Source organism: Vibrio sp. 2-2(8) (assembly GCF_963888495.1).
In the GTDB taxonomy this organism is placed as follows: Bacteria; Pseudomonadota; Gammaproteobacteria; order Enterobacterales; family Vibrionaceae; genus Vibrio; species Vibrio anguillarum.
In genome coordinates, this window is the sequence record NZ_CAWPJM010000044.1 from 78166 (window position 1) to 102739 (window position 24574).

General features: G+C 45.0%; 27 protein-coding genes. 16 read left to right on the forward strand and 11 right to left on the reverse strand.

Going from position 1 to position 24574, the window contains the following annotated elements; all coding sequences use genetic code 11:
* Positions 1-3: 3 nt before the first annotated feature.
* From cobT to btuD, 7 genes are all read left to right on the forward strand, one after another.
* The gene (gene cobT / locus AACV12_RS11525; RefSeq protein ID WP_047691732.1) at positions 4-1032 is read left to right on the forward strand and encodes a nicotinate-nucleotide--dimethylbenzimidazole phosphoribosyltransferase; all 1029 of its coding nucleotides are present in this window, start codon (positions 4-6) and stop codon (positions 1030-1032) included.
* Positions 1032-1832, forward strand: a complete 801-nt coding sequence (locus AACV12_RS11530; protein ID WP_013856643.1) for an adenosylcobinamide-GDP ribazoletransferase — start codon at positions 1032-1034, stop codon at positions 1830-1832. The genes cobT and AACV12_RS11530 overlap by 1 nt, the downstream gene beginning before the upstream one ends.
* Entirely contained in the window at positions 1832-2431 is a 600-nt protein-coding gene (cobU, locus tag AACV12_RS11535) for a bifunctional adenosylcobinamide kinase/adenosylcobinamide-phosphate guanylyltransferase (protein WP_170900363.1), read from the forward strand. Before AACV12_RS11530 ends, cobU begins: the two co-directional genes overlap by 1 nt.
* Complete coding sequence (locus AACV12_RS11540; RefSeq protein ID WP_170898512.1) at positions 2428-3030, forward strand: histidine phosphatase family protein; 603 nt, start codon at positions 2428-2430, stop codon at positions 3028-3030. Before cobU ends, AACV12_RS11540 begins: the two co-directional genes overlap by 4 nt.
* A gap of 219 nt (positions 3031-3249) precedes the next feature.
* Positions 3250-4278 (forward strand): succinylglutamate desuccinylase, encoded by a 1029-nt coding sequence (locus AACV12_RS11545; protein ID WP_047691738.1) that lies wholly within the window; start codon positions 3250-3252, stop codon positions 4276-4278.
* Positions 4279-4433: 155 nt separating this feature from the next.
* Positions 4434-5429: a vitamin B12 ABC transporter permease BtuC gene (gene btuC, locus AACV12_RS11550; protein WP_029388300.1), complete on the forward strand. Its 996-nt coding sequence runs from the start codon at positions 4434-4436 to the stop codon at positions 5427-5429.
* Entirely contained in the window at positions 5416-6171 is a 756-nt protein-coding gene (gene btuD / locus AACV12_RS11555; RefSeq protein WP_170900364.1) for a vitamin B12 ABC transporter ATP-binding protein BtuD, read from the forward strand. Before btuC ends, btuD begins: the two co-directional genes overlap by 14 nt.
* Positions 6172-6399: 228 nt before the next feature.
* On the opposite strand, the gene AACV12_RS11560 is transcribed toward btuD, so the two are convergent.
* The 3 genes from AACV12_RS11560 to AACV12_RS11570 form a co-directional block, all read right to left on the reverse strand.
* Positions 6400-6975, reverse strand: coding sequence for a nucleoside triphosphate pyrophosphohydrolase family protein (locus AACV12_RS11560; RefSeq protein ID WP_010318603.1), 576 nt, complete (start codon positions 6973-6975; stop codon positions 6400-6402).
* A 143-nt stretch (positions 6976-7118) separates the two neighbouring features.
* A complete protein-coding gene (locus tag AACV12_RS11565; RefSeq protein ID WP_094147005.1) occupies positions 7119-7685 on the reverse strand; it encodes a DUF1415 domain-containing protein in 567 nt (188 codons plus the stop codon).
* A gap of 69 nt (positions 7686-7754) precedes the next feature.
* Positions 7755-8969: an MFS transporter gene (locus tag AACV12_RS11570; protein ID WP_170900365.1), complete on the reverse strand. Its 1215-nt coding sequence runs from the start codon at positions 8967-8969 to the stop codon at positions 7755-7757.
* Positions 8970-9123: 154 nt separating this feature from the next.
* Between AACV12_RS11570 and AACV12_RS11575 the strand changes: the two genes are divergently transcribed.
* On the forward strand, positions 9124-9993 hold the full coding sequence (locus AACV12_RS11575) for a LysR family transcriptional regulator (protein WP_026027359.1): 870 nt from the start codon (positions 9124-9126) through the stop codon (positions 9991-9993).
* Between the two features lie 23 nt (positions 9994-10016).
* Here AACV12_RS11575 and AACV12_RS11580 read toward each other — a convergent pair whose 3' ends face one another.
* Positions 10017-10244, reverse strand: coding sequence for a glutaredoxin family protein (locus tag AACV12_RS11580; protein WP_010318599.1), 228 nt, complete (start codon positions 10242-10244; stop codon positions 10017-10019).
* A gap of 165 nt (positions 10245-10409) precedes the next feature.
* Between AACV12_RS11580 and AACV12_RS11585 the strand changes: the two genes are divergently transcribed.
* From AACV12_RS11585 to AACV12_RS11595, 3 genes are all read left to right on the forward strand, one after another.
* The gene (locus tag AACV12_RS11585) at positions 10410-10913 is read left to right on the forward strand and encodes a M48 metallopeptidase family protein (RefSeq protein ID WP_094145566.1); all 504 of its coding nucleotides are present in this window, start codon (positions 10410-10412) and stop codon (positions 10911-10913) included.
* Positions 10913-11947: a 23S rRNA (adenine(1618)-N(6))-methyltransferase RlmF gene (gene rlmF, locus AACV12_RS11590; protein ID WP_170900366.1), complete on the forward strand. Its 1035-nt coding sequence runs from the start codon at positions 10913-10915 to the stop codon at positions 11945-11947. The genes AACV12_RS11585 and rlmF overlap by 1 nt, the downstream gene beginning before the upstream one ends.
* A gap of 62 nt (positions 11948-12009) precedes the next feature.
* On the forward strand, positions 12010-12231 hold the full coding sequence (locus AACV12_RS11595; RefSeq protein WP_017048653.1) for a hypothetical protein: 222 nt from the start codon (positions 12010-12012) through the stop codon (positions 12229-12231).
* A gap of 22 nt (positions 12232-12253) precedes the next feature.
* Here AACV12_RS11595 and pilW read toward each other — a convergent pair whose 3' ends face one another.
* Complete coding sequence (gene pilW, locus AACV12_RS11600; protein WP_170900367.1) at positions 12254-12967, reverse strand: type IV pilus biogenesis/stability protein PilW; 714 nt, start codon at positions 12965-12967, stop codon at positions 12254-12256.
* A gap of 145 nt (positions 12968-13112) precedes the next feature.
* Positions 13113-14054 (reverse strand): homoserine O-acetyltransferase MetA, encoded by a 942-nt coding sequence (gene metA, locus AACV12_RS11605; protein ID WP_013856656.1) that lies wholly within the window; start codon positions 14052-14054, stop codon positions 13113-13115.
* Between the two features lie 137 nt (positions 14055-14191).
* On the opposite strand from metA, the gene AACV12_RS11610 reads away from it, so the two are divergent.
* Positions 14192-14566 carry an ATP-binding protein gene (locus AACV12_RS11610; protein WP_029189800.1) on the forward strand — a complete coding sequence of 125 codons (375 nt, stop codon included), beginning with the start codon at positions 14192-14194 and terminating at the stop codon, positions 14564-14566.
* 4 nt (positions 14567-14570) lie between these two features.
* Here the strand turns inward: AACV12_RS11610 and AACV12_RS11615 are convergent, their stop codons facing one another.
* The 5 genes from AACV12_RS11615 to AACV12_RS11635 all read right to left on the reverse strand — a co-directional run bounded on the left by AACV12_RS11615 (position 14571) and on the right by AACV12_RS11635 (position 19660).
* Positions 14571-15707 carry an ABC transporter permease gene (locus AACV12_RS11615; RefSeq protein WP_013856658.1) on the reverse strand — a complete coding sequence of 379 codons (1137 nt, stop codon included), beginning with the start codon at positions 15705-15707 and terminating at the stop codon, positions 14571-14573.
* Complete coding sequence (locus tag AACV12_RS11620) at positions 15700-16848, reverse strand: ABC transporter permease (RefSeq protein WP_017044820.1); 1149 nt, start codon at positions 16846-16848, stop codon at positions 15700-15702. Before AACV12_RS11620 ends, AACV12_RS11615 begins: the two co-directional genes overlap by 8 nt.
* Positions 16849-16853: 5 nt before the next feature.
* Positions 16854-17828, reverse strand: coding sequence for an HlyD family secretion protein (locus AACV12_RS11625; protein WP_017042989.1), 975 nt, complete (start codon positions 17826-17828; stop codon positions 16854-16856).
* Positions 17825-19261, reverse strand: a complete 1437-nt coding sequence (locus AACV12_RS11630) for a TolC family protein (protein ID WP_013856661.1) — start codon at positions 19259-19261, stop codon at positions 17825-17827. The genes AACV12_RS11625 and AACV12_RS11630 overlap by 4 nt, the downstream gene beginning before the upstream one ends.
* 144 nt (positions 19262-19405) lie before the next feature.
* Positions 19406-19660 carry a hypothetical protein gene (locus AACV12_RS11635; RefSeq protein ID WP_013856662.1) on the reverse strand — a complete coding sequence of 85 codons (255 nt, stop codon included), beginning with the start codon at positions 19658-19660 and terminating at the stop codon, positions 19406-19408.
* A gap of 360 nt (positions 19661-20020) precedes the next feature.
* On the opposite strand from AACV12_RS11635, the gene AACV12_RS11640 reads away from it, so the two are divergent.
* The 4 genes from AACV12_RS11640 (at position 20021) to AACV12_RS11655 (ending at position 24253) form a co-directional block, all read left to right on the forward strand.
* Positions 20021-21640, forward strand: a complete 1620-nt coding sequence (locus tag AACV12_RS11640; protein WP_017044817.1) for an ATP-binding protein — start codon at positions 20021-20023, stop codon at positions 21638-21640.
* Entirely contained in the window at positions 21637-22317 is a 681-nt protein-coding gene (locus AACV12_RS11645) for a response regulator (RefSeq protein WP_013856664.1), read from the forward strand. Before AACV12_RS11640 ends, AACV12_RS11645 begins: the two co-directional genes overlap by 4 nt.
* Positions 22318-22474: 157 nt before the next feature.
* Positions 22475-23254 carry a substrate-binding periplasmic protein gene (locus AACV12_RS11650; RefSeq protein ID WP_013856665.1) on the forward strand — a complete coding sequence of 260 codons (780 nt, stop codon included), beginning with the start codon at positions 22475-22477 and terminating at the stop codon, positions 23252-23254.
* A gap of 24 nt (positions 23255-23278) precedes the next feature.
* On the forward strand, positions 23279-24253 hold the full coding sequence (locus AACV12_RS11655; RefSeq protein WP_026027355.1) for a chemotaxis protein: 975 nt from the start codon (positions 23279-23281) through the stop codon (positions 24251-24253).
* Positions 24254-24574 lie beyond the last annotated feature (321 nt).

Below are 24574 nucleotides of genomic sequence, written 5' to 3' on the forward strand. Positions count from 1 at the left end.
GCAATGTTAAAACAAGATCATAGCCAAGCAATACAACAAAGAATCGATCAAAAAACCAAACCGTTAGGAGCGCTGGGCCAACTTGAGTCATTAGCACACCAGCTCGCCTTAATCCAAAGTCAAAATCAGCCTCAGCCCACTCAGCAGATCACCATTCATAAGCCTACAGTACTGATCTTTGCTGGCGATCACGGCATTGCAGATGAAGGCATTAGCATTGCGCCAAGCGCGGTGACTCAGCAAATGGTGCTTAACTTTCTGGCGGGTGGTGCGGCCATCAACTGTTTTTGTCGCAGCAATCAAGTCGAGATGAAAGTGATAGATTGCGGGATCTTACTCCCTGTAGAAAGCGACAATCCGCACTTTCTTGTGCAGCGCTTAGGTAACCGAACGGAGAACTTTGCTCGCCAAGCGGCGATGTCTGTAGAGCAAGTGAAGCAAGGGCTACTGCTAGGCAATCAGGCCGTGCAGCAGGTGATCCGTGCGGAGTCCAATATAGTGATGTTTGGTGAAATGGGCATTGGCAATACCAGTAGCGCTTCTGCGATATTAGCAGCGCTTTCTAAACATTCTGTTGAGCAGTGCGTTGGTTACGGCACTGGCATTTCAACACAGCAATATCAGAAAAAAATACAGTTGGTGAAGCAAGGCGTAACACGCTGCCGTGGTTTGGATCCAGAAACGGTCCTTGCGGAAGTAGGCGGCTTTGAAATTGTGCAAATGGTCGGAGCATTTTTAGGCGCTTACCAGCAGCAAACGCCGATTCTGGTGGATGGATTTATCGTCACGGTAGCCGCGTATGTGGCCACACTTATTGAACCAGATTGCCGCGAGTTGATGATTTTTGCTCATCAGTCCCATGAATCGGGCCATCAACGCGTACTGGAACTGTTAAACGCGACACCACTGCTTAATTTAGGGTTGAGGTTGGGTGAGGGAACGGGTGCTGTATTAGCGGTACCTTTGGTCAAAGCGGCCGCCGAGTTTTACAACACCATGGCCAGTTTTGCCGACGCAGGAGTGACAGTGTAATGCTGCGCGTTTTCGCTTATCAATTAGAGCTGTTCTGGTTGGCGTTGAGTTTTTTCTCGCGCCTTCCTATTCCTAACAATACGCCCTATTGCAGTGAACGAATGAACCGATCTGGGCGCTATTTTTCCTTGGTTGGTCTATTACTCGGCGCGATCTGCGGTGCCATCTACAGTGTGCTGATCCTGATTTTACCAAACGAGGTAAGCATCGCACTGACGATGGTGGTTAGTTTGCTATTAACAGGGGCGTTTCATGAAGATGGCTTAACTGACATGGCGGACGGCATTGGCGGAGGAATGACGGCTGAGCGCCGTTTGAGCATCATGAAAGATAGCCGCATTGGCACTTATGGTGCGGCCAGTTTAGTGATGGCGCTACTGTGTAAGTTTCTCTTTTTAGAGGCGCTACTTGGTTATGGCAACGTATTAATGGTGTGGGTACTAGGCTACAGTTTTAGCCGTGCGATAGCGGCATCGTTGATTTTCGACATGCCGTATGTAAGCGATCTCGATAGCAGCAAAAGTAAGCCGCTAGCCAATAAACAAACCCTTCCAGAGCTCATTTTTCTACTGCTGTGCGGCTTAGCGCCTGCGTTATGGTTTGGTTGGCAGGTAAGCTTAAGTTTGGTATTGGTTGCTGTAGTTTTTCGTATTTTCTTCAAAGCTTGGTTGATGGCGCGTATTGGTGGCTTCACGGGTGATTGCCTTGGCGCTGCACAACAGATTATGGAACTGCTGATCTATCTGCTGCTTATTGTATTCGCTGGGTTGGGTTATTTGAGCATGGGAATGATTGAATAATGGTGCATTTGATTTTGGGTGGCGCGCGTAGCGGTAAGTCTTGTTTCGCTGAACAGGCCGCAAAGCAAGAACACCAAGCCCTGCTAATGCGGCTGCCGCAGGCTCAGCTTAACTATGTTGCCACCGCGATTGCGTTTGATGATGAAATGCAGGCAAGGATTGCTCACCACCAGCAGCAAAGAACGTCGGAATGGCAAGAGCACGAATGCCCTGAACAACTACCTGAGTTAATTGCCACTTTTTCGGCACATGATGTGGTATTGGTGGACTGCTTAACGCTGTGGCTGAATAACGTTATCTACAACAATGGCCAGCAAGCTCACGAAGCGGAGATAAAAAAGCGAGTCGAGCAACTATGTTTTGCCGTTGAGCAAACACCCGCCACTTTGGTTATCGTCGCTAACGAAGTGGGCCTTGGCGTGATCCCGATGGGGGAGGTTTCGCGCTTATTTGTCGATAACGCGGGCTGGCTTAACCAAGCGCTAGCCAAGTTAGCAACCCGAGTGAGCTTTATTGCGGCGGGCTTACCGATTGTTTTAAAAGACATCGCTTTAAAAAACACTGCTCTAAACGACATCGCTTTAAAAGGCTCACAATGATCAATCTCTATTTGATGCGCCACGGTAAAACCGTCGGTCGGCCTGCGCTCAATGGTAAAACAGATGTGCTCGTTGAAGCGCATCGGCAAGAGCAGATCGCTCACACTTTGCTGAAATCCCCTTACTCCTTCTCAAACATCATTACTTCGCCGCTACGCCGTTGCCATGATTTAGCGCAGCAACTGGTTTTACAGCAGCCGAAATTGGATTACCAAATTGAGCCTGATTTCCAAGAAATGGATTTTGGTGATGTCGATGGTGTGGCCTTTGATGAACTGCAATCGATGTGGCCAGTAGTGGAAACTTTGTGGACCAATCCGGCCCAACATCAACTACCGAATGCAGAAAACTTGGCCGATTTTCATCAGCGTGTGACTCGTGCTTGGGAGGCTCAGATTAAAGAGATTAAGCAAGACACTTTAATCATCGCTCATGGTGGAACAATCAGAATGATACTTGCCAATGTTCTAGGCACTGATTGGCAAAACCGCCATTGGTATAGTGTGTTGAATATCGACTATCAATCATTAACTCATATCCAAATAGGAAAAGATAACGCTAAGAATGTGAGTGTGAAGAGCATCGGAATTCAAATTTAGCACCGGGTGAGCATGCAGTAGAGTATGGAGTAACTATCAGATTTAATGGTAGAATTCCCGGCAATTAACGCCGGCCTCTGGTTAAGCGTATTTTTGTATAAGGTATTGAGACGATCGTTGATGAGTTAAGTTTACCCTTATCTTGATAAGTGGGATCGCCTCAACATAAATTGCTTCTACAATTCATTAACATACCGCTGTGCAATAAAGGAGTAACGCATGACGAAGTCCCTTTTCCGCCAATCTTTCCTATTTGATAGTTTGGATTTAGACCAAGAAATGGTCACTGGCGAAATCAAAACGGCAGCTGGTATTACGCTTAAAGTGCTCTCGCGTGGAGTGCTCGAAGTGATTCCCGCTCATCTCAACGATGAGAGTAAGCACATCATTATTTCTTGCGGTATTCATGGTGACGAAACTGCGCCAATGGAATTAGTAAATAAGCTGGTGGATGATATTCAGTCAGGTTTTCAAGCGGTCCAACACCGCTGCTTATTTATTGTGGCTCATCCTCAGGCGACGAATCAACATACCCGTTTCGTGCAAGAAAATTTGAACCGTTTATTTGATGATAAAAAGGGCAATACCTCTCTAGAAAGAGAGATTGCACAGCATCTCAAACAGACAGTGAAAGACTTTTTCGAACACACCGCTGAGCAAAACCGGTGGCATCTTGATTTGCACTGTGCGATTCGTCACTCCAAACATTATTCGTTTGCCGTCAGCCCCAAATCTCGCCATCCTGTCCGCAGCCGCGCACTGATGGCATTGATTGAAAGTGCGCATATCGAAGCGGTGCTGCTTTCAAATTCACCCTCGAGTACCTTCAGTTGGTACAGTGCAGAGAATTTTGCCGCGCAAGCTTTAACGCTTGAGCTGGGGCAAGTCGCACCTCTTGGTCAAAACAACCTAGAGCGATTAGTCGCGTTTGACTTAGCCATGCGCGATTTGGTAGCCAATGCGACACCTGAACATTTGCCAAGAAAGCCAACCATTTATCGTGTCAGCCGTACCATCGTCCGTTTGCATGACGATTTTGATTTCATGTTTGATGATAACGTCGAAAACTTCACCGCGTTTAAACATGGTGAGGTATTTGGTCATGATGGTGAAAAGCCACTCATGGCGAAAAATGAAGATGAAGCGATCGTATTTCCTAACCGAAAAGTGGCATTAGGCCAGCGCGCCGCGTTAATGGTGTGCAAAGTGGCGACACGCTATGAAGACGATCAATTGGTATACGATTAACCGATGGTACTTTTGGCTTGTTAATCTTTTGACCTGTTAACCTTTTGGTCTGTTGACAAGGTTAACAGGCGATTGCTTTGGTATATCACTTTCTATTTAAATGGCTTAACGGTAAGGTTAGGCCATTATTGTTTCTCTTACTTACATATAAGCGCATGACGTTCAATCAGTTACTCTTAAAAAAACAGCGTCGCTGGCATTACGCCCTCTACGCTATGCTGGCATTGTTGATTACGATGAGTGCGTTTTATTTGATGGTGGGTGAACTCTTTATCAGCCCATTTCACACTTGGTCACCACTGGAATGGCAGTTAGTGACTGAACTTCGTGCTCCTCGTCTGCTCTCTGCCGTCATCATTGGTGCTTCACTAGCCGTATCAGGCGCGGCGCTGCAAGTGTTATTAGGGAATGTTTTGGCAGAGCCGGGCGTGCTTGGTATTTCTGGTGGCGCCAGTGTGGCGATGGTAGTGGTGCTGTTTTTCTTCCCTGCTTTGGCCTCACCTGAAATTTTCATGCTTTGTGCCGTAGCCGGTGCGATGGTGTTTACTCTTTTACTGGTCAGCATGGCTAAAGCGATGCGTTTAAGCACAACTCGCTTACTGTTGGTCGGTGTGGCGCTGGGTATTTTATCTGGTGCTGTGGTGACATGGGCGTTTTATTTCAGTAATGATCTCAGTTTAAGGCAACTGGTTTACTGGTTGATGGGCAGTATTGGTGGTGCAAGCTGGTATCAACATACGCTTTCATTAGCTGCGCTTCCGGTGATCATCTGGCTTGCTCTGCAAGGAAAAACGTTAGACAAACTGATGTTGGGCGAAACTCATGCAAAGCAGTTAGGTGTGGATGTGCATCGACTACGTTGGAAATTGATTTTTGCCGTGTCGCTGCTGGTAGGAGCTGCGGTGGCATTGGGCGGTGTGATCAGTTTTGTTGGGTTGGTTGTTCCGCATTTATTGCGCTTGGCGTTTGGTTCTGAAAACCGCTACCTTTTACCTATGTCGGCTCTGTTCGGCGCACTTTTACTGGTCTGCGCGGATACCGTTGCCAGAACGGCGCTTAATGCTGCTGAGCTTCCACTTGGTGTCGTCACTACCACCATTGGTGCGCCGATTTTTATTTGGATGTTGTTGAAAAACCATGATTCACGTTAATAGCCTGCAGGTTTCATCACGTTTATTGCCACTCTCTTTTACCTGCCAAGCGGGAGAGGTGCTGCATGTTATTGGGCCTAATGGCAGCGGAAAAAGCACTTTACTGTCGGCGTTAGCTGGCGTGACAGAGAGCCAAGGTGAGGTCTACATTGGTGATCTTCAGCTTTCAAGCGCATCGTTAGAGGCGCTGTCACTGCACCGAGCTTATCTGTCGCAAAACGACAAGCCTGCTTTTAATGTCGATGTTTATCAATATCTTGCCTTAGCGATCCCCAGTTGCGCCGATTTACATTCTCAGGCTGTTAATCAAGCTGTGGTTCATCTCACTCAACGATTGAATATTCAAGATAAATTGCATCGATCCATTCACCAACTGTCAGGCGGCGAATGGCAACGTGTCCGCTTGGCCGGTATTTGCTTGCAAATTTGGCCAACCTTAAACCCTTACGCGCAGTTATTGATATTAGATGAACCTGCGGCGCCTCTTGATATTGCTCAAGAAGGGTTGCTTTATCGTTTGATTGAAGAGGTTGCACAGCAAGGGATAGCGGTAGTGATGGCCAATCACGATCTCAATCGAACATTGCGCCATGCCGATCGCGCTCTGTTACTGCAAGATGGCGTATTGCAAAGTTCCGGCTCGGTTGAACAAGTATTAGAGAGCCAAGCGTTAAGTGCAGCGTTTCAGACTCAGGTGAAGCAGGTTGTTGTTGAAGGAAAGCCTTACCTTATCTTTGATTAAAAGCACAACTGTCGTGCAGTTAGCACACTTTTAGCGCATCAATGTGCTGAAGATAGAATGATAAAAATAGTAAGTCTATTAAAAACAAATAGTTAGGTTTTATGTGAAAGTTGGCACGCCAATCGCATTAATAGAATCGATACATTCTCGTTCTTGTTAGGCTTTTTATAAGTCTCTTAACCACCTTGCTCCCACAAGGTGGTTTTTTTTATCTGAGTCTTTGCAAGGTTATTGCGTCAATGAAGCAAGGTCAGCAGGACGGTAATAGACTGATTTGAGCACTTTACCTTGGCGAATCGTTTTGCCTTCAGAGACAAAATCTTGTGCGCATTTAGCAATAATGTAGTCGCCTTTTTGTACGGCCATCAGCTCAATACCTTGCTCAGCATAGTAGGCTTGGGTATCGGCATACTCTTTTTCATTGCGACATACTTTACTCATGTTCGAGCTGTGTACTTCATCCCAGCATGGAATAAATTCGATGCCACGATTTACGGCAACATTGAGCAGAAGATCAATCAAATAGCTGATCGCTAAGTTGTCACTCACTTGGCTATGTCCAAGGTGGACTAAACGACCCATCAAAACATACACAGTATCGATGATCGCATCCGCTTGTTCTGTTTTATTGTCAGCTTCAGCAAGTTCAGTCAACTCTTCAATCGCGAGCGAAGTATGCAACGTGTCAGCTTTATCGTTTAAGCTGCTGGCATCAGCAACGGGGAGATCAAAGGTGCTACGAAACTCGGTAATATCGCGGTAAAGATGATCGTAAATCTCTTGAGTAAGCTTGGATAAATGCATTATCTCGGTCCATTGGTTTGGTTAACAGGGATTGTGACGCGTAGTAACAAATTGATAGTAATAAACTGATAGTAAGAAAATGGATAGTAACAAACTGATGGCAAAGCTGCGACCCATGCCATCAGTTTGGTCAAAGAACAGAGTTACTTATTGAGAAACAAATAAGGAAACAGTTGGCGGCGTTCTTGGTCACTTAGAGCACTAACACGAGCGATATTGGTATCGGGAATCGCTTCTGGGTTAGGGTAGTGTTTGAGTACTTTTTCCATGCTCTCTTCGCGAATAAGATGGAAAATCGGGTACGGCGAACGGTTAGTTAGGTTTTCGTCATCTTCGGGGCGTGTGCCGCCAAAACAGTAGTGAGGGTGAAAGGTAGCAACTTGAAAGATGCCTTGCCAATCTTGTTGCGTAATTAATGCTTCGACCCAATCGATAAAAAAGTTGTACTCAAAAAAATCTTCGAGCATGTTTGGCACTACCACTAAGGTAGTCTCAAGAGACTGTGCCGAGCTGCCTTCTAACTCTAGCAATTGTTGCAAAATGTCTTGCAGCAACTGTTCTTCAGTAACGGCTTCACTGACGAAAATTTTGATCTGCTGGTTACGTTGTGGTTTTGCGGCGAAAGGGCAGAGATTTAAGCCAATCACCACATCGTTAAGCCACTGTTCGACTTCAGTTGTGATGGCGGTTTTATTTATCGTTACGCTCATAGTGCTTATTAAAACAGTCAATTTGGCGTAAGCATAACATGAGTCTTTTGATAAAGTGAGTGGATAACACTACTTGATCAATTCATGCAGCGGCTGGCGGTGCGCAAGGGCGCGGTCATCATGGCGCAATTTCCAACAGAGAAAAAACATCGTCACATACAACACCATTCCACCCGAAACCACCACCGGCCAACCGCCATTTTGCCAGCAATAGAGTAGGAAAAACCCGCCGAGGCTGCCACCCACATAGTAATGAACCAAATACAGAGCGGTCGCGGTTGCTTTTGCGCTGCTGGCCTTTTGGCTCACCCATGAATAGGCGAGCGTATGAGTAAAAAAGGCGCCGAAACTGATCAACATTAAACCGATCAGCATAAACGGGATTGATTCAACCAAGGCTAGCCACATCCCCGATAAACTGAGCAAGGCTCCCAGCATCATGCCCGAAATGGCATTGTAGCGTTTTGTCCAGTTAGCGGTCAGTTTCGAGCTGAGTGTTCCCGCCAAATAACATAGGAAGATCAATGATGCTAAGCCAATCGGTAGCGAGTAGGGTTCGGCGACAAGCCGAAAGCCCATCACTGAGTAGAGATTAACAAACAGCGCGAAGTTAGTACCACCAATCAGCATCGCTAGCCACAGTGTGCGGTTAGAAAGATGTTTTACTAGCGCACGGTTGTGGTGAAAGAACAAGCCTCGTTGCGGCGTGAAATTGCGTTGAATGGGCAGTAACCACAGCACAATCATGGCGCATACGAAAGTGAGTATGGCAATCACAATCACGGCTTGTTGCCAGCCAAAGGCATCGGTCAATATACCGCCTAAAATTCGGCCACTAATGCCACCTAATGAATTCGCAGCAATATAACCGCCAATCGCTTGGCTAAATGCTTGAGGCGAAAGCTCCTCAGCCATGTAAGCCACGGCAACCGAAGCAAAGGCGGCCAATGCGACGCCCATTAGTGCACGTGTTAAAACCAGCACCCATAGCTGTTGGCTGATCAACATTAAGCTGCCGATTAATGGCATAATGAATAGCCCTAATAACATCACTTTGCGGCGGCCAAAGGATTCAGAGCTGATTGCCCAAGGGACTAAACTGACGGAGAGTGCGAGGGTTGATGCGGCAAATAACCAGTTAATTTGGGTTTCCGAAACCGCAAAATGCGTAGCAAGGTAGGGCAACATTGGCTGAAAAAGATAGAGATTACAAAAGACTAAGAACGAGCCGAGCGCAAGTCCCCAAGTGACTTTTCGGTATTCTTTACTGCCAATTTCGATCATGATTACGCTTCACTTACGTTATGTATCTGTGATCACAGTAGCAGTGGCTTGGTGATTAATAAAATATATTAAAAATATCGTCGTGATATATAAAATATATCCCAACCTCGTTGGACGAATCTCGCTTCGTTTGATTTTGTGGAACCATAAAGCTATGGATACTCGCCATCTAAAACATTTTTCGGCTGTAGTTCAATGCGGCAGCTTTACTTTAGCAGCCCAGCAACTGCACATTGCGCAGCCAGCACTCAGTATTTCGATTAAAAAATTTGAGCAGCAATTAGGGGTTGTTTTGCTAAAAAGAGATGAGCGAAAAGTGACGCTGACCCATGAAGGGCAAGTGTTATATGAACACGCCACTCGTATTTTGCAGCAACTTGAAGATGCACAATTGGCGATGGATGAGCTTAAAGGGCTCGTCAAAGGCGAAGTGAGGCTCGGCGCGCCGAGCATGATGGGATCCTATTTCTTTCCAGAAATTGTAATGGCTTTTAAAAGTCACTTTCCCTTGCTAAAAATGACGGTGATAGAAGCGGGAACTCAGTCGATTAGAAAAATGTTGCTCAGTGGTGAGCTAGATATTGGCGTGATCCTCAATCATGATCTGCCCCCGGATTTAGAGGTTGATCCCCTCTTATCATCGCAAATGGTGGCGGTAGTGGGGAAAGAACATGAGTTAGCACAACGAGAATCGATAGATTTTAAGACCTTTTTTGAGCATGAATTGGTAATGTTTAAGCCCGGTTATTTCCACCGCGACTTCATTGATAAAGTGTGTAAAGAGCATAAGCTCAGCGCACATTTCTCTTTTGAAACCAATCTGTTGCCAATGATTTTAAGTATTGTCAAACATGAGTACGCAGTGACTGCGTTATTAGAGCTTGTAACGGAGCATGAACCGGATGTACGAGCGATCCCTTTTGAACCGCCAGTCTGGTTAGATTTAGCCCTCGCATGGCGCAAAGAGGGCTATTTGTCTAATGCCGACCGTACTTTTATTGAATTTGTGAAACAGTATGTGTGAAAGGGGTGATGTGTATCGTTCGATTAACTTTGATAGATTTTTTCAAAGTTGTTTGGGTTCCAGCCAATCATAATTCGATCACCAATTTTTAAAGCCGGTACACTGCGCGCGCCGATCGCATCCAGTTCCTTCCGGCCGCGTTGCATTTTTGCGTTACATAAGCGGTAGGGGATCTGTTTGGCGTCAAGATAGCGCTGAGCATCTTTACAGTGCGGGCATTTATCTTTGACGTAGAGCACAATACGTTTCATCCAATTCACTCATTAACCGAACATAAAGGGCGGCAAGTTTACCCACCGAGGCGCTGAGTTTCAACTCTCTCGGATGCGAAGCCTTGCTCCTTGTGATTGGAAAGATGAAACGCAGGCTTGATTCAGTTACACTTAGCGCCTTTTTTATGAGTCAGTTGCTGGGCTATGCATCCATCTTTTCGTTACATACAAAACTATCCGCCTCATCTCGTTTCACAAGTTGAACAGTTGATCACGGCCGGTAAATTCGTTAGTTGGTTTGAGCAACGTTACCCACAGCGCCATTCGATTCAAAGTGAAAAAGCGTTGTTTAACTACGCGATTGATCTCAAAAATCAATACATGAAGAAAACGGCGCCGATCAGTAAAGTGGTGTACGACAATAAAATCCACATTATCAATAACGCACTAGGGTTGCACAGTTATGTTGCCAAAGTGCATGGTGGGAAAATCAAATCTAAAAATGAGATCCGCATAGCGAGCATGTTTAAAGAAGCACCGGAGCCGCTGTTGCGCATGCTAGTGGTACATGAGCTGGCTCACATCAAAGAGAAAGAGCACAACAAGGCTTTCTATCAACTGTGTTGCCATATGGAACCGAATTATCATCAGCTCGAGTTTGATGCACGATTATTTATGATGTATCTCGATTTAAAAGAGGATCAGTAATGTCAGCCAAAGCGAAGCCGCAGAAAAGCCAACCAGAAGCGAGCCATAAAAAACCTGCGTTAAAAGCAAAGCAGGGGTTACATCCTCGTAATCAGCATCAAGGACAATACGATTTCCCCGCGCTGATTAATACACTGCCTGCTTTGAAGCCCTTTGTTATTCGCAACCCGAGTGGTGAACCGAGCATCAATTTCTCCGATGCGATGGCGGTGAAAATGCTCAACAAAGCGTTATTGACACATCATTATCATGTGACCCATTGGGATATTCCCGCTGGGTATTTGTGCCCGCCGATCCCCGGTCGAGCTGATTATATTCATCGCGTGGCCGATCTGCTGCTAGATGAGTGCTCAGCAATCAAGCATGAGAAGGTTCAAGCACTTGATATTGGGGTCGGAGCGAACTGTATTTATCCGATAGTGGGCGTGGCAGAGTACGGCTGGCACTATGTTGGTAGCGATATTGATCCTATCTCTATTAAATCCGCCAATCTGGTGGTTAATGGCAATGCTTCACTCAATGGGCGTATTGAATGCCGTTTGCAGAGTGATGCAAAACACATTTTTAAGCAGATTATTCAAGAAAATGAGCGTTACGATCTCACCACGTGCAACCCGCCTTTCCACGCGTCACAAGTAGAGGCGCAGCAAGGCAGCGAACGTAAGTTGAAAAATTTACAGCGTAATCGAGTCAAAAAAGGTCAAGAAATTGCGGGGCAAGACGCTAACAGAAGTAAGGCGGTCACGCTCAACTTTGGTGGACAAAAAGCTGAGTTATGGTGCCCCGGTGGTGAAGCTGCCTTTATTAAAAACATGGCCTTTGAAAGTCAACACTACGCTCAGCAAGTGCTGTGGTTCACCACATTGATCTCTAAAAAAGAGAATGTACGTTGGATGCAAAAACAGTTAGATAAAGTGGGTGCTGCAGTGGTGAAGGTTGTTGAAATGCAACAAGGGCAAAAAGTGAGTCGATTCATCGCATGGAGTTTCCAAAATGACAGTCAACGCAAACAATGGTTAGCGGCAAAGTGCTAGGCTGACTTCGTTGATTGACTATATTGGTCAGTGAGTTGAGATAGCAATAGAAGGAGTAAGGTATGGACTTTGACCTTTATTTACCTTGCCAACCCGGATGGATCTGCCAGCCCTTCGCTTATCTGTTTGCCTTGCTTGCGATGATTGGGCTTGGGTTTTTTATTCGTATTATCTATCGCGAATATCAAAAAATTCAGCGCGCTCAGAAAGTCAGACGTCTTCGCCGTATCCACTATCGTGACCGTAATGGTGGCAAAGACGGTAGACCCACCAATATCAAATAACCCTTGCCCTAGTAATACGATGTTAGGAAAAGGTATCGAGCGCTGCTTGATATTTTTTCTCTAACGCTTTATTTCCTGCCTTTTTCTCTAACTCTACCAATAATTGAAGCGATGTTTTTTGGTTACCGTAGCGCTGATTAAATTGCATCAAGCGGATGCGAGCTTGCGTGTATTGTTGAGCGTCAATTTCCAATTTAGCTAATTGCAACAATGAACGAGCTCGATTAGGGTCATGGTCTAATGTTTTTGTAAAATAGTAGCGCGCTTGTTCTTTATCGCCAGATTTTAACGCGCAAAAGGCTGCGTTCTCATAGCTTGCAGGGACAAGGTAATAATAGGGTTGAGCAATGGCGCGGTTAAAATATTCATCGGCTTTTTGATATTCGCCCTGCTTGCACAAAAATGTGCCGTAGTTATTGAGAATATTGCCGTTTTTGGGATGAGCGCGAAGCGCGGCTTGATAGGTTTTACGTGCGGCCTCTGTTTCACCGACAGTTTCGTAGTAGTGAGCCATCGCAAGTTGCGAGCGATAGTAAGTCGGCGCATGTTGTGTGGCTTTTTCTAAGTTCTCACGTGCTTTGCTCATGTTGCCATTTTCTAAATAGCCTAGGCCGAGCGCAATGCGAGATTCGGCCATTTCAACCGGATCCGCTTTTACTTCAGGCTCACCTTTTTCGTTCACGGTGACACAGGCCGATAACGTGAACATTATCAATATCATCAGTATTTTTTTCATTATCTGCAGCTCCTAAATCGCTTAGACGCATGATAAGGAAATCAGAAGATTGAGGGAGAAAGAGGAGAGAAGAATGCGAGTCAGTATGCACTATGTTTGATGAAAACCTGAACACCTCATTACTGAGATGATCAGGCATGAAACACTAATCGTCTTTGGTAAATTTATCTTCGCTAAAGTGTTCAAGGTCGTAAGGTGTTTGTTGGTAAACACAGTAGTTTAACCAGTTTGCAAACAGCAAGTGACCGTGGCTTCGCCAACTGGCTACTGGTTTATTATCTGGATTATCATTGGGGTAGTAGTTGACTGGGATTGCGGGTTCCATCCCTTCACCCAAGTCTCGAATATATTCACCATGCAGTGTATGTGCGTCGTACTCAGGGTGACCTGTGACAAACACGTTACGTTTGTCTTTGGTTGAGGCTAAGTACACACCCGCCACATCAGAGGTGGCGAGAATATCTAAATTCGTATGTTCGGCTAAGTATTCTGGTGAGAAATCAGCATAACGAGAATGGGGCGCTAAAAAGGTGTCGTCAAAGCCGCGTAATATCGGATGAAAGGGATGGTGGATTTCATGATGATAAACGCCCGATAATTTTTCTTTGCGAGTTCGTTTGGGCAGATTGTAGAGCAGTTTTAGCCCCGCTTGCGCTGCCCAGCAAACGTAGAGTGTGGAAGTGACGTGATTTTTAGCCCATTCCATCACGCTTTTTAAGTGTTCCCAATAAATCACATCTTCAAATTGGACCAACCCCAAAGGCGCTCCGGTGATGATGAGCCCGTCGAAGTTGCGATTTTTTACCATCTCAAATTGACGGTAAAAGTTCTCCAAATGCTCAGTGGGGGTATTTTTACTTGGGCGCTCATCAATTCTCAGTAATTCAATATCCACTTGCAGCGGAGTATTGGATAACAGGCGCAAAAATTGAGTCTCGGTTTCGATTTTCTTCGGCATTAAATTCAAAATCAAAACTTTCAGTGGACGGATGCCCTGTGTGGCGGCACGTGTTTCTGACATCACGAAAATGTTCTCATGACGCAGTACATCACCGGCAGGCAGTTGGTCGGGGATCTTAATCGGCACAGCTTTCTCCCTAAGCTATTTTTGGACGTCTATACTGCCGAACTTAACTCAATCAAAACCAGATGTCGATAGCAAAATGAATCTTGCTGTGAAATTGGTTACTATTGGATATCCGTTTACTTACCTGTTGGATACACATGGCGCTAACCTTAACTTTGATCAGGGGATTACCCGGCTCAGGCAAAAGCACCTTAGCAAGGACGCTACATGCAAAGCATTTTGAAGCGGATATGTATTTTATCAATGAGAAAGGCAACTATTGTTATCAGCCAGATAAAATCGAGCAAGCTCATCGGTGGTGTCAACAGCAAGTGGAGCGCTGTTTAGCGCAAGGTGAGGACGTTGTTGTGGCGAATACTTTTGTTCGACAGTGGGAGATGCGAGCTTACCAGCAGTTGGCTAAACGTTACCATGCAACCTTAGTGATTAATGTTTGCCGTGCGCAATACCAGAATGTTCATGGTATCGATGATGCCACTGTTGAGCGTATGCGTCAGCAGTGGCAGGAATGATTAATTAACGCTTCCGCTGGAGTTGGTAAAAAGCAAGGGCTCCCCAACCAAACACTTGAACCCACAAGATCCCCCACTGAGTGCTGATTTGATCCCATGATGCGCCCATTTGGTTCAAACTGAGAAAACTCTGAATGGCAGGCGTACTTGGAAAGAGGTTGGATATCCAAATGATAGGGCGTGGAATTGCTTCTAACGGCCAAATAAAACCAGCTGAAAAAATCAGTGGCATTGAGCTGATTAATACCACTAACGTCACCAATTCTCGCCGCGGTGTAACTGAACCAAGCCAAATGCCACATAGGCAAGAGGCCAGTAAGAAAGGCAGTAGAAGTAGCAATAAATGCCCCGCACTGGCGAGGGTGTTGACACCATGTGAGGTAAAACTGGCACCAAAGTAGTACATGCTGAGTAGATAATAAACAGCAACAAGGACAATGCTGCGTACCAATATTAATCGTAGCGGTGTGGTATGGCTCCAGTAGCCATTTCCGTGCTTTTGTGTTCCGCCCATTAATCCTGCCGCCATGATCATGGTTTGTTGTAAGATCAAAACAAACACCGCTGGGACAACGTAATCAACATAACCCATGCGTGGGTTAAAGGTCGGTTTTAAGTTGATGCTTGTGGCGGAATAGTGCTGAGCGGCCAGAGAAAGCGGTTCTCCTTCCATCACTAAACGTGACACTTTACTTTTCGCGGCTAAGGTTCCACCAGCTTGTGATAAGCCCTCAACGATGGTGCCGTACACTAGAAAGTAAGAGGCATCGCCAGCGTAGGCCAGTGTTGGACTTTTCCCAAGCAGTAGGTCTTTATAAAAATGTTCAGGAATCACTAAAATACCGCTAACTTTGCGGTTAAGAAACGCCTGCTTGGCATCTTCAATGGTACTGTCGCGTTGAATCACTTTGACTTGTGGTGTTGCGTCAACCATGCGTTCTAGTTGGTAACTGGCTTGGCTTTTATCGAGATTGACAATCGAGAGTGTCTGCTCGCGTGGAGTTTGCTGCGTATAAGGCAAAGGGTATAAAAAGGAGTAAAAAACCACGCCACCAAAGACAGTCAACAGCACCACAGGGTTAGTGAATAGCGCTTTTAGCTCTGCTTTAAGTAGAGCAATGAATCGCGTAGTTTCAGTCATGGTTGATTCGCTCGGCTTGCTTGTGTTTACGGATAAGAATCAAAGTGAGCAGCAGCGGCAATGCATAGCCCAGCATTGGCACTAAATACTTAAGTGATGACAGCAATTCAGCGTTATAACTTACTTGGCTTACTTGCACTTCAATGTAGTGACTCACCGGTAACAGGCTTCGCCACCACTGCGCTAGAGTATTCATATCCGTCACTGGGAACGTAATGCCCATAAACGCAAAACTTGGTGCGGTAAAAGCGCCAGCAAAACTCATTGCTCTTGCTGGATCGAGTGTTAGAAAGAAAAAGAGTGCACCCATGATCATACAGGCGAGCGTCATTGCAAGTTGTGCGATAATCAATAGAGCAAAACTGCCGTGCATTGGCCACATTAATATTTGATAAAACCAGATTAAAAAACCAATCCCTTGCAACATAAAAATCGGCAGATAACGCATCAATGTCAGCGTTAAAATTCGTAATGGCTTTTCTCCAAGCCACGTTTGCAAACCAAAGTGACGATGGTTTGCTGCCAAAATCATAATGGTACTGACCACGACAACGATTTGCCAAAGAGCGGGTACAACCGCCGAGACTAAAAATTGCGCATAGTTTGTATTGAGATTAAACAGGGGTGTAATCTGTGTTCTGATTGGTACGGCTCGCCCCATCGCACTCAATGTGGTTTGTTGGCTAGTCGCTAGGTTTTTTACGACATCCACTTGGGCATTGAACGTACTTTGTGCTTGAACAATAGCAGAGTTGATCAATCGTCCAACCAAAATGTATTGGCTATTGAAGAAGGTCGATACTTGTGGCTGCTCACCACGAAATATTGATTTATCAAATTGATACGGAATGACAACGTACGCGTAAATGTCACTTTCAATTAACGCAGTTTTGGCTTGATTGACATCTTGGAACTGGTGCGTGACTGCCATGGTCGAGGTTGCATCGAAATCTCTTATCAATTGACGTGACAATTGGCTGTGAGACAAATCGACCACGCCAATCGGCAGATCGCGCACTATCCCTTGTGAGAAAATCCACCAAATACTGAATGCCAATACTATTGGTATCCAGCTTAGGCTAGACAATAGCCAAGGATCATGGCGCAGCAGAGGCCATTGAGGGCGAACCTGAATCGACATAAGGCTTATAGCTCAACCACTAAACTCATTCCCATGCGCAAACCTTCGACAGGTGTGGTAGGGCGAGCTTCGATTTCAAAGGTGCGTAAATCAAACCCTTGTGAGGCGTCTGTTGATCGCCACGTGGCGAAATCACCCATCACTGCAATGTGGGAAACGATAAATTCTACTTTGGCTTCTAAAGCAGGTAAGTAAGCCGTGAATGTTGTGCCTTTCGTAAAATGCTTGAGTTGATCTTCGCGTACGTTGAGCACCGCCCATGAGTCTTGGGTATCCACGACAGTGACGACAGGGAAGCCCTGTGGAGCCAGTTCGCCGCTTTGCAGCAGTACTTGGGACACTTCACCGTCAAACCAACTCTCAATTTTAGTGTCCGCGGCATAAGCTTCAACTTCCGCTACGGCACCAGCAGCCATACGTTCTTTTTCCGCGGCAGCGAGTTTAGTTTCAGAGCGTGCGCCTTCTTTGGTCATTTGATACATCTGAAAAGCGGCACTTTCAGTATATTTAGCGGCCTGCCATTGGGTATTCGCTTCATCACGCTTTTGTTCAGCGACGACACCATCACGGTAAAGATTATTGACACGCAAATAGGTCTTTTCCATTAAATCCGCTGCGGCTTTGGCTTTAAGCCATTGATCTTTTGCCGCTTGGATCTGCTGATCGCGTGCGCCTGTTTCTGCTTCTTTAGCCAGTGCGCCCGCCGCTTTTTGACCCGCAATCGCTTGATCTAATTTGGCTTCAATTTCAGGGCTGTGCAGCGTGAAAATGAGCTGGCCACGTTCAACGCTATCGCCTTTGCGCACCAGTACCTGATCAATACGGCCGGGAACTTTTGAGGAAATACTGTATTGTTGAGATTCAATTTGACCTTGTAAGCGGACAGGTTTAGGTTGAGATGCTTGGTAAAAGCGATAGCCTACCCAAGAGATCGCCACCACAGCAGCAAGAGCAATCAGTGTTGGTTTTACGGCTTTCATAAGGCATCCTTTTGAGCAGGTGATTCGTGAGTCATTGATGAGTGCAACAAAATCGCTGATTGTGTGTAGATAGGGAAAGTATTCATTTCACTGGTCAATGCCAGTAACTTATTTAAAGAAAGTAAGTAGTTGAAGCTGGCTAATGACTGTTGCGTTTTTATACTCGCAAGGTAGAGCTCTGCATCCACTACATCTAAAGACGTTGCTAAACCCTGACTGAATGCCTTTTGGCGTAGGTTCAGGTTTTCATTAGCCAGTGTGAGACTTGAGTTTAGTCCCATCACTTCTTCCAATGCTTGTTCGGCTTCCAAATAGGTTTTTTCCACCAACACGCTCAAATCTTGCTTAGCTTGCGCCTTTAAGTAACGTACTTGTGAGACTGCGCTGTGCGCTGCTTTGACTTGATCGCTGCGACCCGATGTTTCAATTAACGGAATGTTGACCCCAATACCCACTAACCAATCCGGTTTCATTTGGCTGGCCAGCGAATCGTCTTCATGTAGGCTGTAATCACCGTAAAGGTAGACTTCTGGATAGTATTTGCCTTGTTCAGCTTTGATCAAGCTGCTTGCTTGCTTTTCTTTTGCTTCAAGTAGTGCCAAGCCCGGATAGGTATTGAGCGTTTGCTCCACAAAAACAGAGAGTGGCGGTAAACGGTCATTGACAAACAGTGAACCACTTGGCTCGACTTTTTCTGTTTGACCTAGAATTTGGGTTAGTGCGCTTTGGGCAATATCTAAGGTTTTTTGTGCTTTTTTGCGTTCAACCGTTGCTTTATCTAATGAGGCTTCAGCTTGTAGCCGTTCCACATGGGCAATTTGTCCTTGTTGCTCTAACTTTAGTGCATTATCACGGTGCTTGGTTAACCCTTGCTCAACGGCTTGGCGAGTCACTAAAACCTCTTTTGCCAAAAGAACACTAAAGTAATATTTGCTCAAGTCTTCATAGCGCGCTTGTGTTTCCATTGCGAGCTGGCTTTGTGCTTCTTCTTTTTTACCTTCCGCAGCGGCTTGTGCGGCGCTGATCCGTCCGCCTGTAAAAATGGGCCAAATAGCGCGAATCGAAGAGCTGAAAATATCACGTTCGGTGATGGTTGATGTGATGGAGCCTGCACTGGCGAGTATCGGTCCTAAAACTGGCTCCAAAGATGATGGGATAGATTGCCCAGTGCTATCGAATATCTGCTTTCCTGACAAAGTAACATCTTGGTCTAAACGCGTGTAGTTTGCACCAATAGAAACAGCAGGCAAATTGAGACTGTCTGTGGAATTTTCAATATGCTGATAGCGTTCGACATTTGCCCGCCCAGCGGCAAGTGAATTATTGCTCTGTTGCAAAAGATCCCATGCTTGTTGAAAGGAAATCGGCGCGGCGAAAGAAGGGGCTGCACCAAGCAGAGTAAAGACGAATAGGCTGAGTGTTTTCGCTTTCATGCTAAGCTCGAGTAATAATAATTAGAGTTAATGCTCTAGTTTTTTGCTGCGGAAGTCAACAGTGTGATGGGTTGAAATGTCGAAACAACAGCAAGTGATATGCGCTAGCATGAAGCGCATATCATCAAAATTCAATATTTAAATTTAATACTTATGGTAAGAAGGGCAGAGATAATCGGCCCGCCAAACCAATTTTTTACTACCTCTCACGTTTGTACTACCTTGCATCGTGGTCAGCACGTCCTTACCCGACATCTGCGGGAAAGCGAGTAGCACTCTCAGGTCATCATTTGACTCAGTCGCTATTTCTTCATAAGCCCGAACATGAGTAAAGGTTGACTGTAAATGGTTAAACAGCATATCTCGGGAAAGGCAAATTCCAAAGGCATCGCGTTTCATTGTAAGTGTCCTTCTGACAATGTTATGAATGGAATCGATAGCAATTGGTATGGTTATTATAGGGCTATCTTTTTGTGAGGTTTCCTCATCATCTTCTTCACTGCACAATTAGTATACAAATGCTTTTGCATTATAAGATAAAATTTTTCTAAAATAGGCGTGATATAGATCACGAAATAACCATGATAATTTTTTATAAAACCTTGTGCATATTCTGCTTGGCAAGTCTTCGAAATAGATTGCAATAAAACGAACCAAAATGGTGCGTGGAATGCGTAGTATTGTTCACAGTTATTCGTTTCTCTCTTCGCTCAAATGTTAAATAAGTGTTAGCTTGTATGCAGAGTTAAAGAGGGATTTATGGTGTGGAGTAGTATCAGTTTTCGTAAGCGTATGCTGATCATAATGACCCTTTCAGGGTTGATTGAATTACTGCTGTTAGTTGCCGCTGGTTTTGTGTATATCAAACATTCTCAAGAAGAAGAGATGGGCTTAAAGGCCTTAGGGGTTGCTTCATTTCTTGCTCAAACTCCATCAGTGGTCGATATGCTTGAATCTGGTAGTGGGGTGGATCACCAACAGCGTTATCGAGAGTTAACAAAATTAATCGGTGCAACCTTCATTGTTATCGGCGATCAACATGGGATCCGCTTAGTCCATCCTGTTGATGAACGAATTGGTCTTCCCATGAAAGGGGGAGATAATGATCAAGCTTTGCTACATGGTGAGTCATACGTTTCTTTTGCTCAGGGTTCATTGGGTAAATCCGTGCGTGGAAAATCGGCGGTAAAAAATGCCCAAGGACAAATCGTTGGTGTGGTGTCAGTTGGTTACTTAATAGAACGACTACAAGATAAAATTGAACCTTTTCTCATCTACCTAATTGGGATGGCACTGCTGGTGGTGCTGGCGAATGCTGTACTTTCCAGCTACGCCTCACGCCGTTTTCAGAAAGCGATACTCGGTTTTGAACCAGAAGAGATTGGCCGATTGTATGTCGAACTCGATGTCACCATGAGTACCTTAAAGGAAGGCATTTTAAGTATTGATGAGGCGGGTATTCTTCGTTCCATTAATAAAAGTGCGTGTGAGATTTTGGCGATTAACCGAGAGAAAGCACTGAATCAACCACTTTCTCTGTTTCTACCTGAAAGTGATCTCATGAGTGTTATTGAAAGTGGCACGCCTGATCACGACATCGAGCTGTACCTCAATCAACAGCGTCTGATCGCCAATCGAAGTCCGATTATTGTTGACGGTAAAGTGGTTGGGGCGGTGTCCAGCTTCCGCCTCCGAGATGAAATCAACGAGTTAACCGAGCAACTCTCCCAAACCAAAGAGTATGCTGAAATGCTGCGCTCTCAAACTCACGAACATCGCAACAAACTCAACACCATCAGTGGGCTTGTACAAATGGGAGAGCTGGAAGCGGTTCAGCATTTAATCGGCCAAGAAACGGCTCATTACCAATCGCTCATTGAATTTCTACGCGAGACAGTTAGAGATCCACTCATTGCCGGAATGCTGCTGGGTAAAACTGAGCGAGCTCGTGAACTTGGTTTGGAGTTAGTCGTTGAAGAGGGATCGCGTCTAGAACCTTTGCCGCAGCGTATTAATGCTGAAGATATCGTCACTATTTTGGGTAACCTGATTGACAATGCATTTGATGCGACACTCACGATGATCCGCAATGAAAAACGGGTGACACAAGAACGACGCATCATTGAAGTGTCACTCAGCGATTATGGTGCCGAAATTATTCTTGAAGTGGATGATAAAGGGTGTGGTTTACCCGAACAAATGTCGCCACAGCAATTATGGCAAAAGGGAGTATCTAGCAAAGCAAAACATAACCGAGGTGTGGGTTTACACCTGGTAAAACAGTTAGCTGATCGCTATCAAGGGCAGCTAGAAATGAAAAGTAATCAAGATGTTGGAACAAGAGTTACGGTTTATCTGCCTAAGGAAGAACAAGTATGAATACCCGTGTCATGATCATTGAAGATGATATCGCGATTGCGCAATTACATCATCGTTACCTGACACAAATTGAGGGATTTGAAGTCATTGGCATTGCAACGACTCACGCCGATGCCCAATTGCAGTTAGATATCCTCAAACCCGATTTAGTATTGCTGGATGTTTATCTACCGGATGGTACGGGGCTCGATCTCTTACAGAAAGTTCGAGGCAATAACCAAGGCTGTGATGTAATTTTGATTACTGCAGCGCGCGATGTTGAGACGCTACAACAGGCAATGCGTGGTGGCGTAGTTGATTACTTGCTCAAGCCAGTCATGTTTCCCCGTCTTGAATCGGCATTGAAGAAATACCAAACCCAACAATTAGAGCTGGGCTCCGTGGCTGATGTTGACCAAAACGTAGTTGATAAAATGTTGACAGCCAATACCAGTGAGCTTCCCACTCATCTGCGTCTTCCCAAAGGAATTGATGGGGTTACGCTAGACAAAATACGCCATCTTTTTAATACACCATGCAGTTTGACCGCGGACGAAGCGGGAGAAAAAATTGGCGCAAGTCGAACCACGGCAAGGCGTTATCTGGAATATTTAATCAGCAGTGGTGAGCTAACCGCCGACTTAAATTACGGCACGGTTGGTCGCCCGGAGCGTTGCTATAAAAAAGTTGTGCGTTAGGCCGAGAGATTTAATGGGTTAACCGCATGAAATTTAATGCTATTTAATCACGTCGTTCGTATTGTTGATGATGAATGCTTGCGATCAACTAGACGGCGTTTCAAACCCCATCTAAAGTTTAAGGACAAAAGGCAGATAACATCATGTAGGAGAGAGGATGAACGTAATCAAATATCTGCGTACTATTCTACCTATGTGGCTAATCAGTGTGTTGGCATCATCACCTGCTTATCCCGCTAGTCTTGAAACACTAACGTATTATACAGAGGCCTATCCCCCTTTTAATTTTATGAATCAGGGCAAAATCACTGGAATTTCGGTTGATTTACTTCAAGAAGCCGCTAAATTCTCAGGACATGACGTATTATTGAGCCAGATCGTATTGCAACCGTGGGCTCGTTCTTATCGCTCTACCATTTTGAAAAAAGACGGAGTACTTTTCTCGACAACAAGGACGTCACACAGAGAGGAATTATTTCATTGGGTAGGCCCAATTGATGACATCAAAGTTTCGGTAATTGCACGTAAAGGCAGTAATATCAAACTTGGGGAACCTTTAGAAATTACCTCCTATAAGATCGGGGTGATAAAAGATGACGTCGGCGAACAAATGCTGTTGCAATATGGTGTTCCGAGAGACTCAATGCAAGAAGCAACGGATGTCACTATGTTGGCAGAGCAGTTAGTGAAAAAGCGTATTGATTTGATTGCATACGATGAACGGTCAGCCCATTGGTGGATAAAACAAGCAGGATATGCCCCCGATCAATTTGAAACACTTTATGTGTTAAAGCAGGGATTACTTTACTATGCTTTTAATAAAAATATAGACCAAACACTATTAGACGATTTACAAATGGGTATTGATAAAGTAAAGAACACGGTTAATGAAGACGGTGTTAATCGATATCAAGCCATATTAAACAAATACCAATAACCATTCTTAAGATTAGTGACCAGTATGAGCAACCCAAGTAGTACAATTTTGACAGAGAGTGGTACCAACGAACTTGAGATTATTGAGTTCCATTTAGAAAAGGTACTGCCAGATGGACGCACGAAAACCTGCTATTACGGCATTAACGTTGCGAAAGTTAGGGAAGTGATACAAGTTCCTGATACCACCGATTATCCCAATGCTCAGCCGCATATGATCGGTGTATTTTCGTCACGTGATGTACTGACTCCGTTAGTTGATCTTGCCGGTTGGCTTGGTGTGCCTACTAATCCAAGCCTTGATCGAAAGTTTGTTATCGTGACGGATTTTAACCGCATGACCAATGGCTTTTTGATTGACAGCATTAGTCGTATTCACCGTATTTCTTGGAACGATGTTGAATCGCCGAGTCAGTTTTTAGAAGCGGGTGAGCAAGATTGCGTCGTGGCGGTTGTTCGCAAAGACGGCAACCTGATCATGATTTTGGATTTTGAGAAAATCATCGCTGACATCAACCCTGAATTGAGTATGGAAAAATACGATGTCACGGTGGACAGATCGGTCGACCTCAACCAAAAAATGATCAGCAAACGTAATGCGAAAACCATCATGGTGGTGGATGATTCGGCGTTTATCCGCAGTTTAATACAAGACACATTAAGCTCTGCAGGCTACAACATTATTGCGTGTAAAGACGGTGGTGAAGCCTATGAGAAATTGATGGAAATTGAAAAAGTAGCCAAGTCCGAAAACGTACCCGTGACAGAGTTAGTGAATGCGATCGTAACGGATGTAGAAATGCCGCGCATGGATGGTATGCACTTGTTGAAGCGCTTGCGTGACAGCGAAACTTATAAAACAACGCCGATAGTGATGTTCTCCTCGATCATGAGTGATGATAACCGAGCAAAAGCATTAGCACTGGGTGCTGATGATACCTTGACCAAACCCGAAATTGGCAAAATGGTCACCCTGATGGATAAATATGTATTTGCTTAACCTTTATACTCTTCCCACTTAGAGTTGTTTGGGTATAGCGGTCAGTCTGTGACCAATTAAGGAGAGTCTCATTTGAGGCTCTTTTTGTTTTATCACAATTTTGAACGCTAAGCTCAGCGGCGCGAATAGCGAGTGATGAGTAAGGAGAGATGGGAGGAAGATCAAACTCTATTAGATTGGTCAAAATGTAATATTCTTTCACACTTTATCATTCCTCATTCTACGCTTTGTATTTCCGATCACGTTTTTATCTTGCTCTCTCTGCTTTCCTTTCATCTCATTTACCCTGAGCGTGAGTGAACTCTGTGTTTTTCTTCTCCT

Excerpts from the sequence above, each read along its gene's own strand:
- cobT (WP_047691732.1), top strand. The coding sequence starts at position 4 with ATGTTAAAACAAGATCATAGCCAAGCAATACAACAAAGAATCGATCAA.
- AACV12_RS11530 (WP_013856643.1), top strand. The coding sequence starts at position 1,032 with ATGCTGCGCGTTTTCGCTTATCAATTAGAGCTGTTCTGGTTGGCGTTG.
- cobU (WP_170900363.1), top strand. The coding sequence starts at position 1,832 with ATGGTGCATTTGATTTTGGGTGGCGCGCGTAGCGGTAAGTCTTGTTTC.
- AACV12_RS11540 (WP_170898512.1), top strand. The coding sequence starts at position 2,428 with ATGATCAATCTCTATTTGATGCGCCACGGTAAAACCGTCGGTCGGCCT.
- AACV12_RS11545 (WP_047691738.1), top strand. The coding sequence starts at position 3,250 with ATGACGAAGTCCCTTTTCCGCCAATCTTTCCTATTTGATAGTTTGGAT.
- btuC (WP_029388300.1), top strand. The coding sequence starts at position 4,434 with ATGACGTTCAATCAGTTACTCTTAAAAAAACAGCGTCGCTGGCATTAC.
- btuD (WP_170900364.1), top strand. The coding sequence starts at position 5,416 with ATGATTCACGTTAATAGCCTGCAGGTTTCATCACGTTTATTGCCACTC.
- AACV12_RS11560 (WP_010318603.1), bottom strand. The coding sequence starts at position 6,975 with ATGCATTTATCCAAGCTTACTCAAGAGATTTACGATCATCTTTACCGC.
- AACV12_RS11565 (WP_094147005.1), bottom strand. The coding sequence starts at position 7,685 with ATGAGCGTAACGATAAATAAAACCGCCATCACAACTGAAGTCGAACAG.
- AACV12_RS11570 (WP_170900365.1), bottom strand. The coding sequence starts at position 8,969 with ATGATCGAAATTGGCAGTAAAGAATACCGAAAAGTCACTTGGGGACTT.
- AACV12_RS11575 (WP_026027359.1), top strand. The coding sequence starts at position 9,124 with ATGGATACTCGCCATCTAAAACATTTTTCGGCTGTAGTTCAATGCGGC.
- AACV12_RS11580 (WP_010318599.1), bottom strand. The coding sequence starts at position 10,244 with ATGAAACGTATTGTGCTCTACGTCAAAGATAAATGCCCGCACTGTAAA.
- AACV12_RS11585 (WP_094145566.1), top strand. The coding sequence starts at position 10,410 with ATGCATCCATCTTTTCGTTACATACAAAACTATCCGCCTCATCTCGTT.
- rlmF (WP_170900366.1), top strand. The coding sequence starts at position 10,913 with ATGTCAGCCAAAGCGAAGCCGCAGAAAAGCCAACCAGAAGCGAGCCAT.
- AACV12_RS11595 (WP_017048653.1), top strand. The coding sequence starts at position 12,010 with ATGGACTTTGACCTTTATTTACCTTGCCAACCCGGATGGATCTGCCAG.
- pilW (WP_170900367.1), bottom strand. The coding sequence starts at position 12,967 with ATGAAAAAAATACTGATGATATTGATAATGTTCACGTTATCGGCCTGT.
- AACV12_RS11610 (WP_029189800.1), top strand. The coding sequence starts at position 14,192 with ATGGCGCTAACCTTAACTTTGATCAGGGGATTACCCGGCTCAGGCAAA.
- AACV12_RS11615 (WP_013856658.1), bottom strand. The coding sequence starts at position 15,707 with ATGACTGAAACTACGCGATTCATTGCTCTACTTAAAGCAGAGCTAAAA.
- AACV12_RS11620 (WP_017044820.1), bottom strand. The coding sequence starts at position 16,848 with ATGTCGATTCAGGTTCGCCCTCAATGGCCTCTGCTGCGCCATGATCCT.
- AACV12_RS11625 (WP_017042989.1), bottom strand. The coding sequence starts at position 17,828 with ATGAAAGCCGTAAAACCAACACTGATTGCTCTTGCTGCTGTGGTGGCG.
- AACV12_RS11630 (WP_013856661.1), bottom strand. The coding sequence starts at position 19,261 with ATGAAAGCGAAAACACTCAGCCTATTCGTCTTTACTCTGCTTGGTGCA.
- AACV12_RS11635 (WP_013856662.1), bottom strand. The coding sequence starts at position 19,660 with ATGAAACGCGATGCCTTTGGAATTTGCCTTTCCCGAGATATGCTGTTT.
- AACV12_RS11640 (WP_017044817.1), top strand. The coding sequence starts at position 20,021 with ATGGTGTGGAGTAGTATCAGTTTTCGTAAGCGTATGCTGATCATAATG.
- AACV12_RS11645 (WP_013856664.1), top strand. The coding sequence starts at position 21,637 with ATGAATACCCGTGTCATGATCATTGAAGATGATATCGCGATTGCGCAA.
- AACV12_RS11650 (WP_013856665.1), top strand. The coding sequence starts at position 22,475 with ATGAACGTAATCAAATATCTGCGTACTATTCTACCTATGTGGCTAATC.
- AACV12_RS11655 (WP_026027355.1), top strand. The coding sequence starts at position 23,279 with ATGAGCAACCCAAGTAGTACAATTTTGACAGAGAGTGGTACCAACGAA.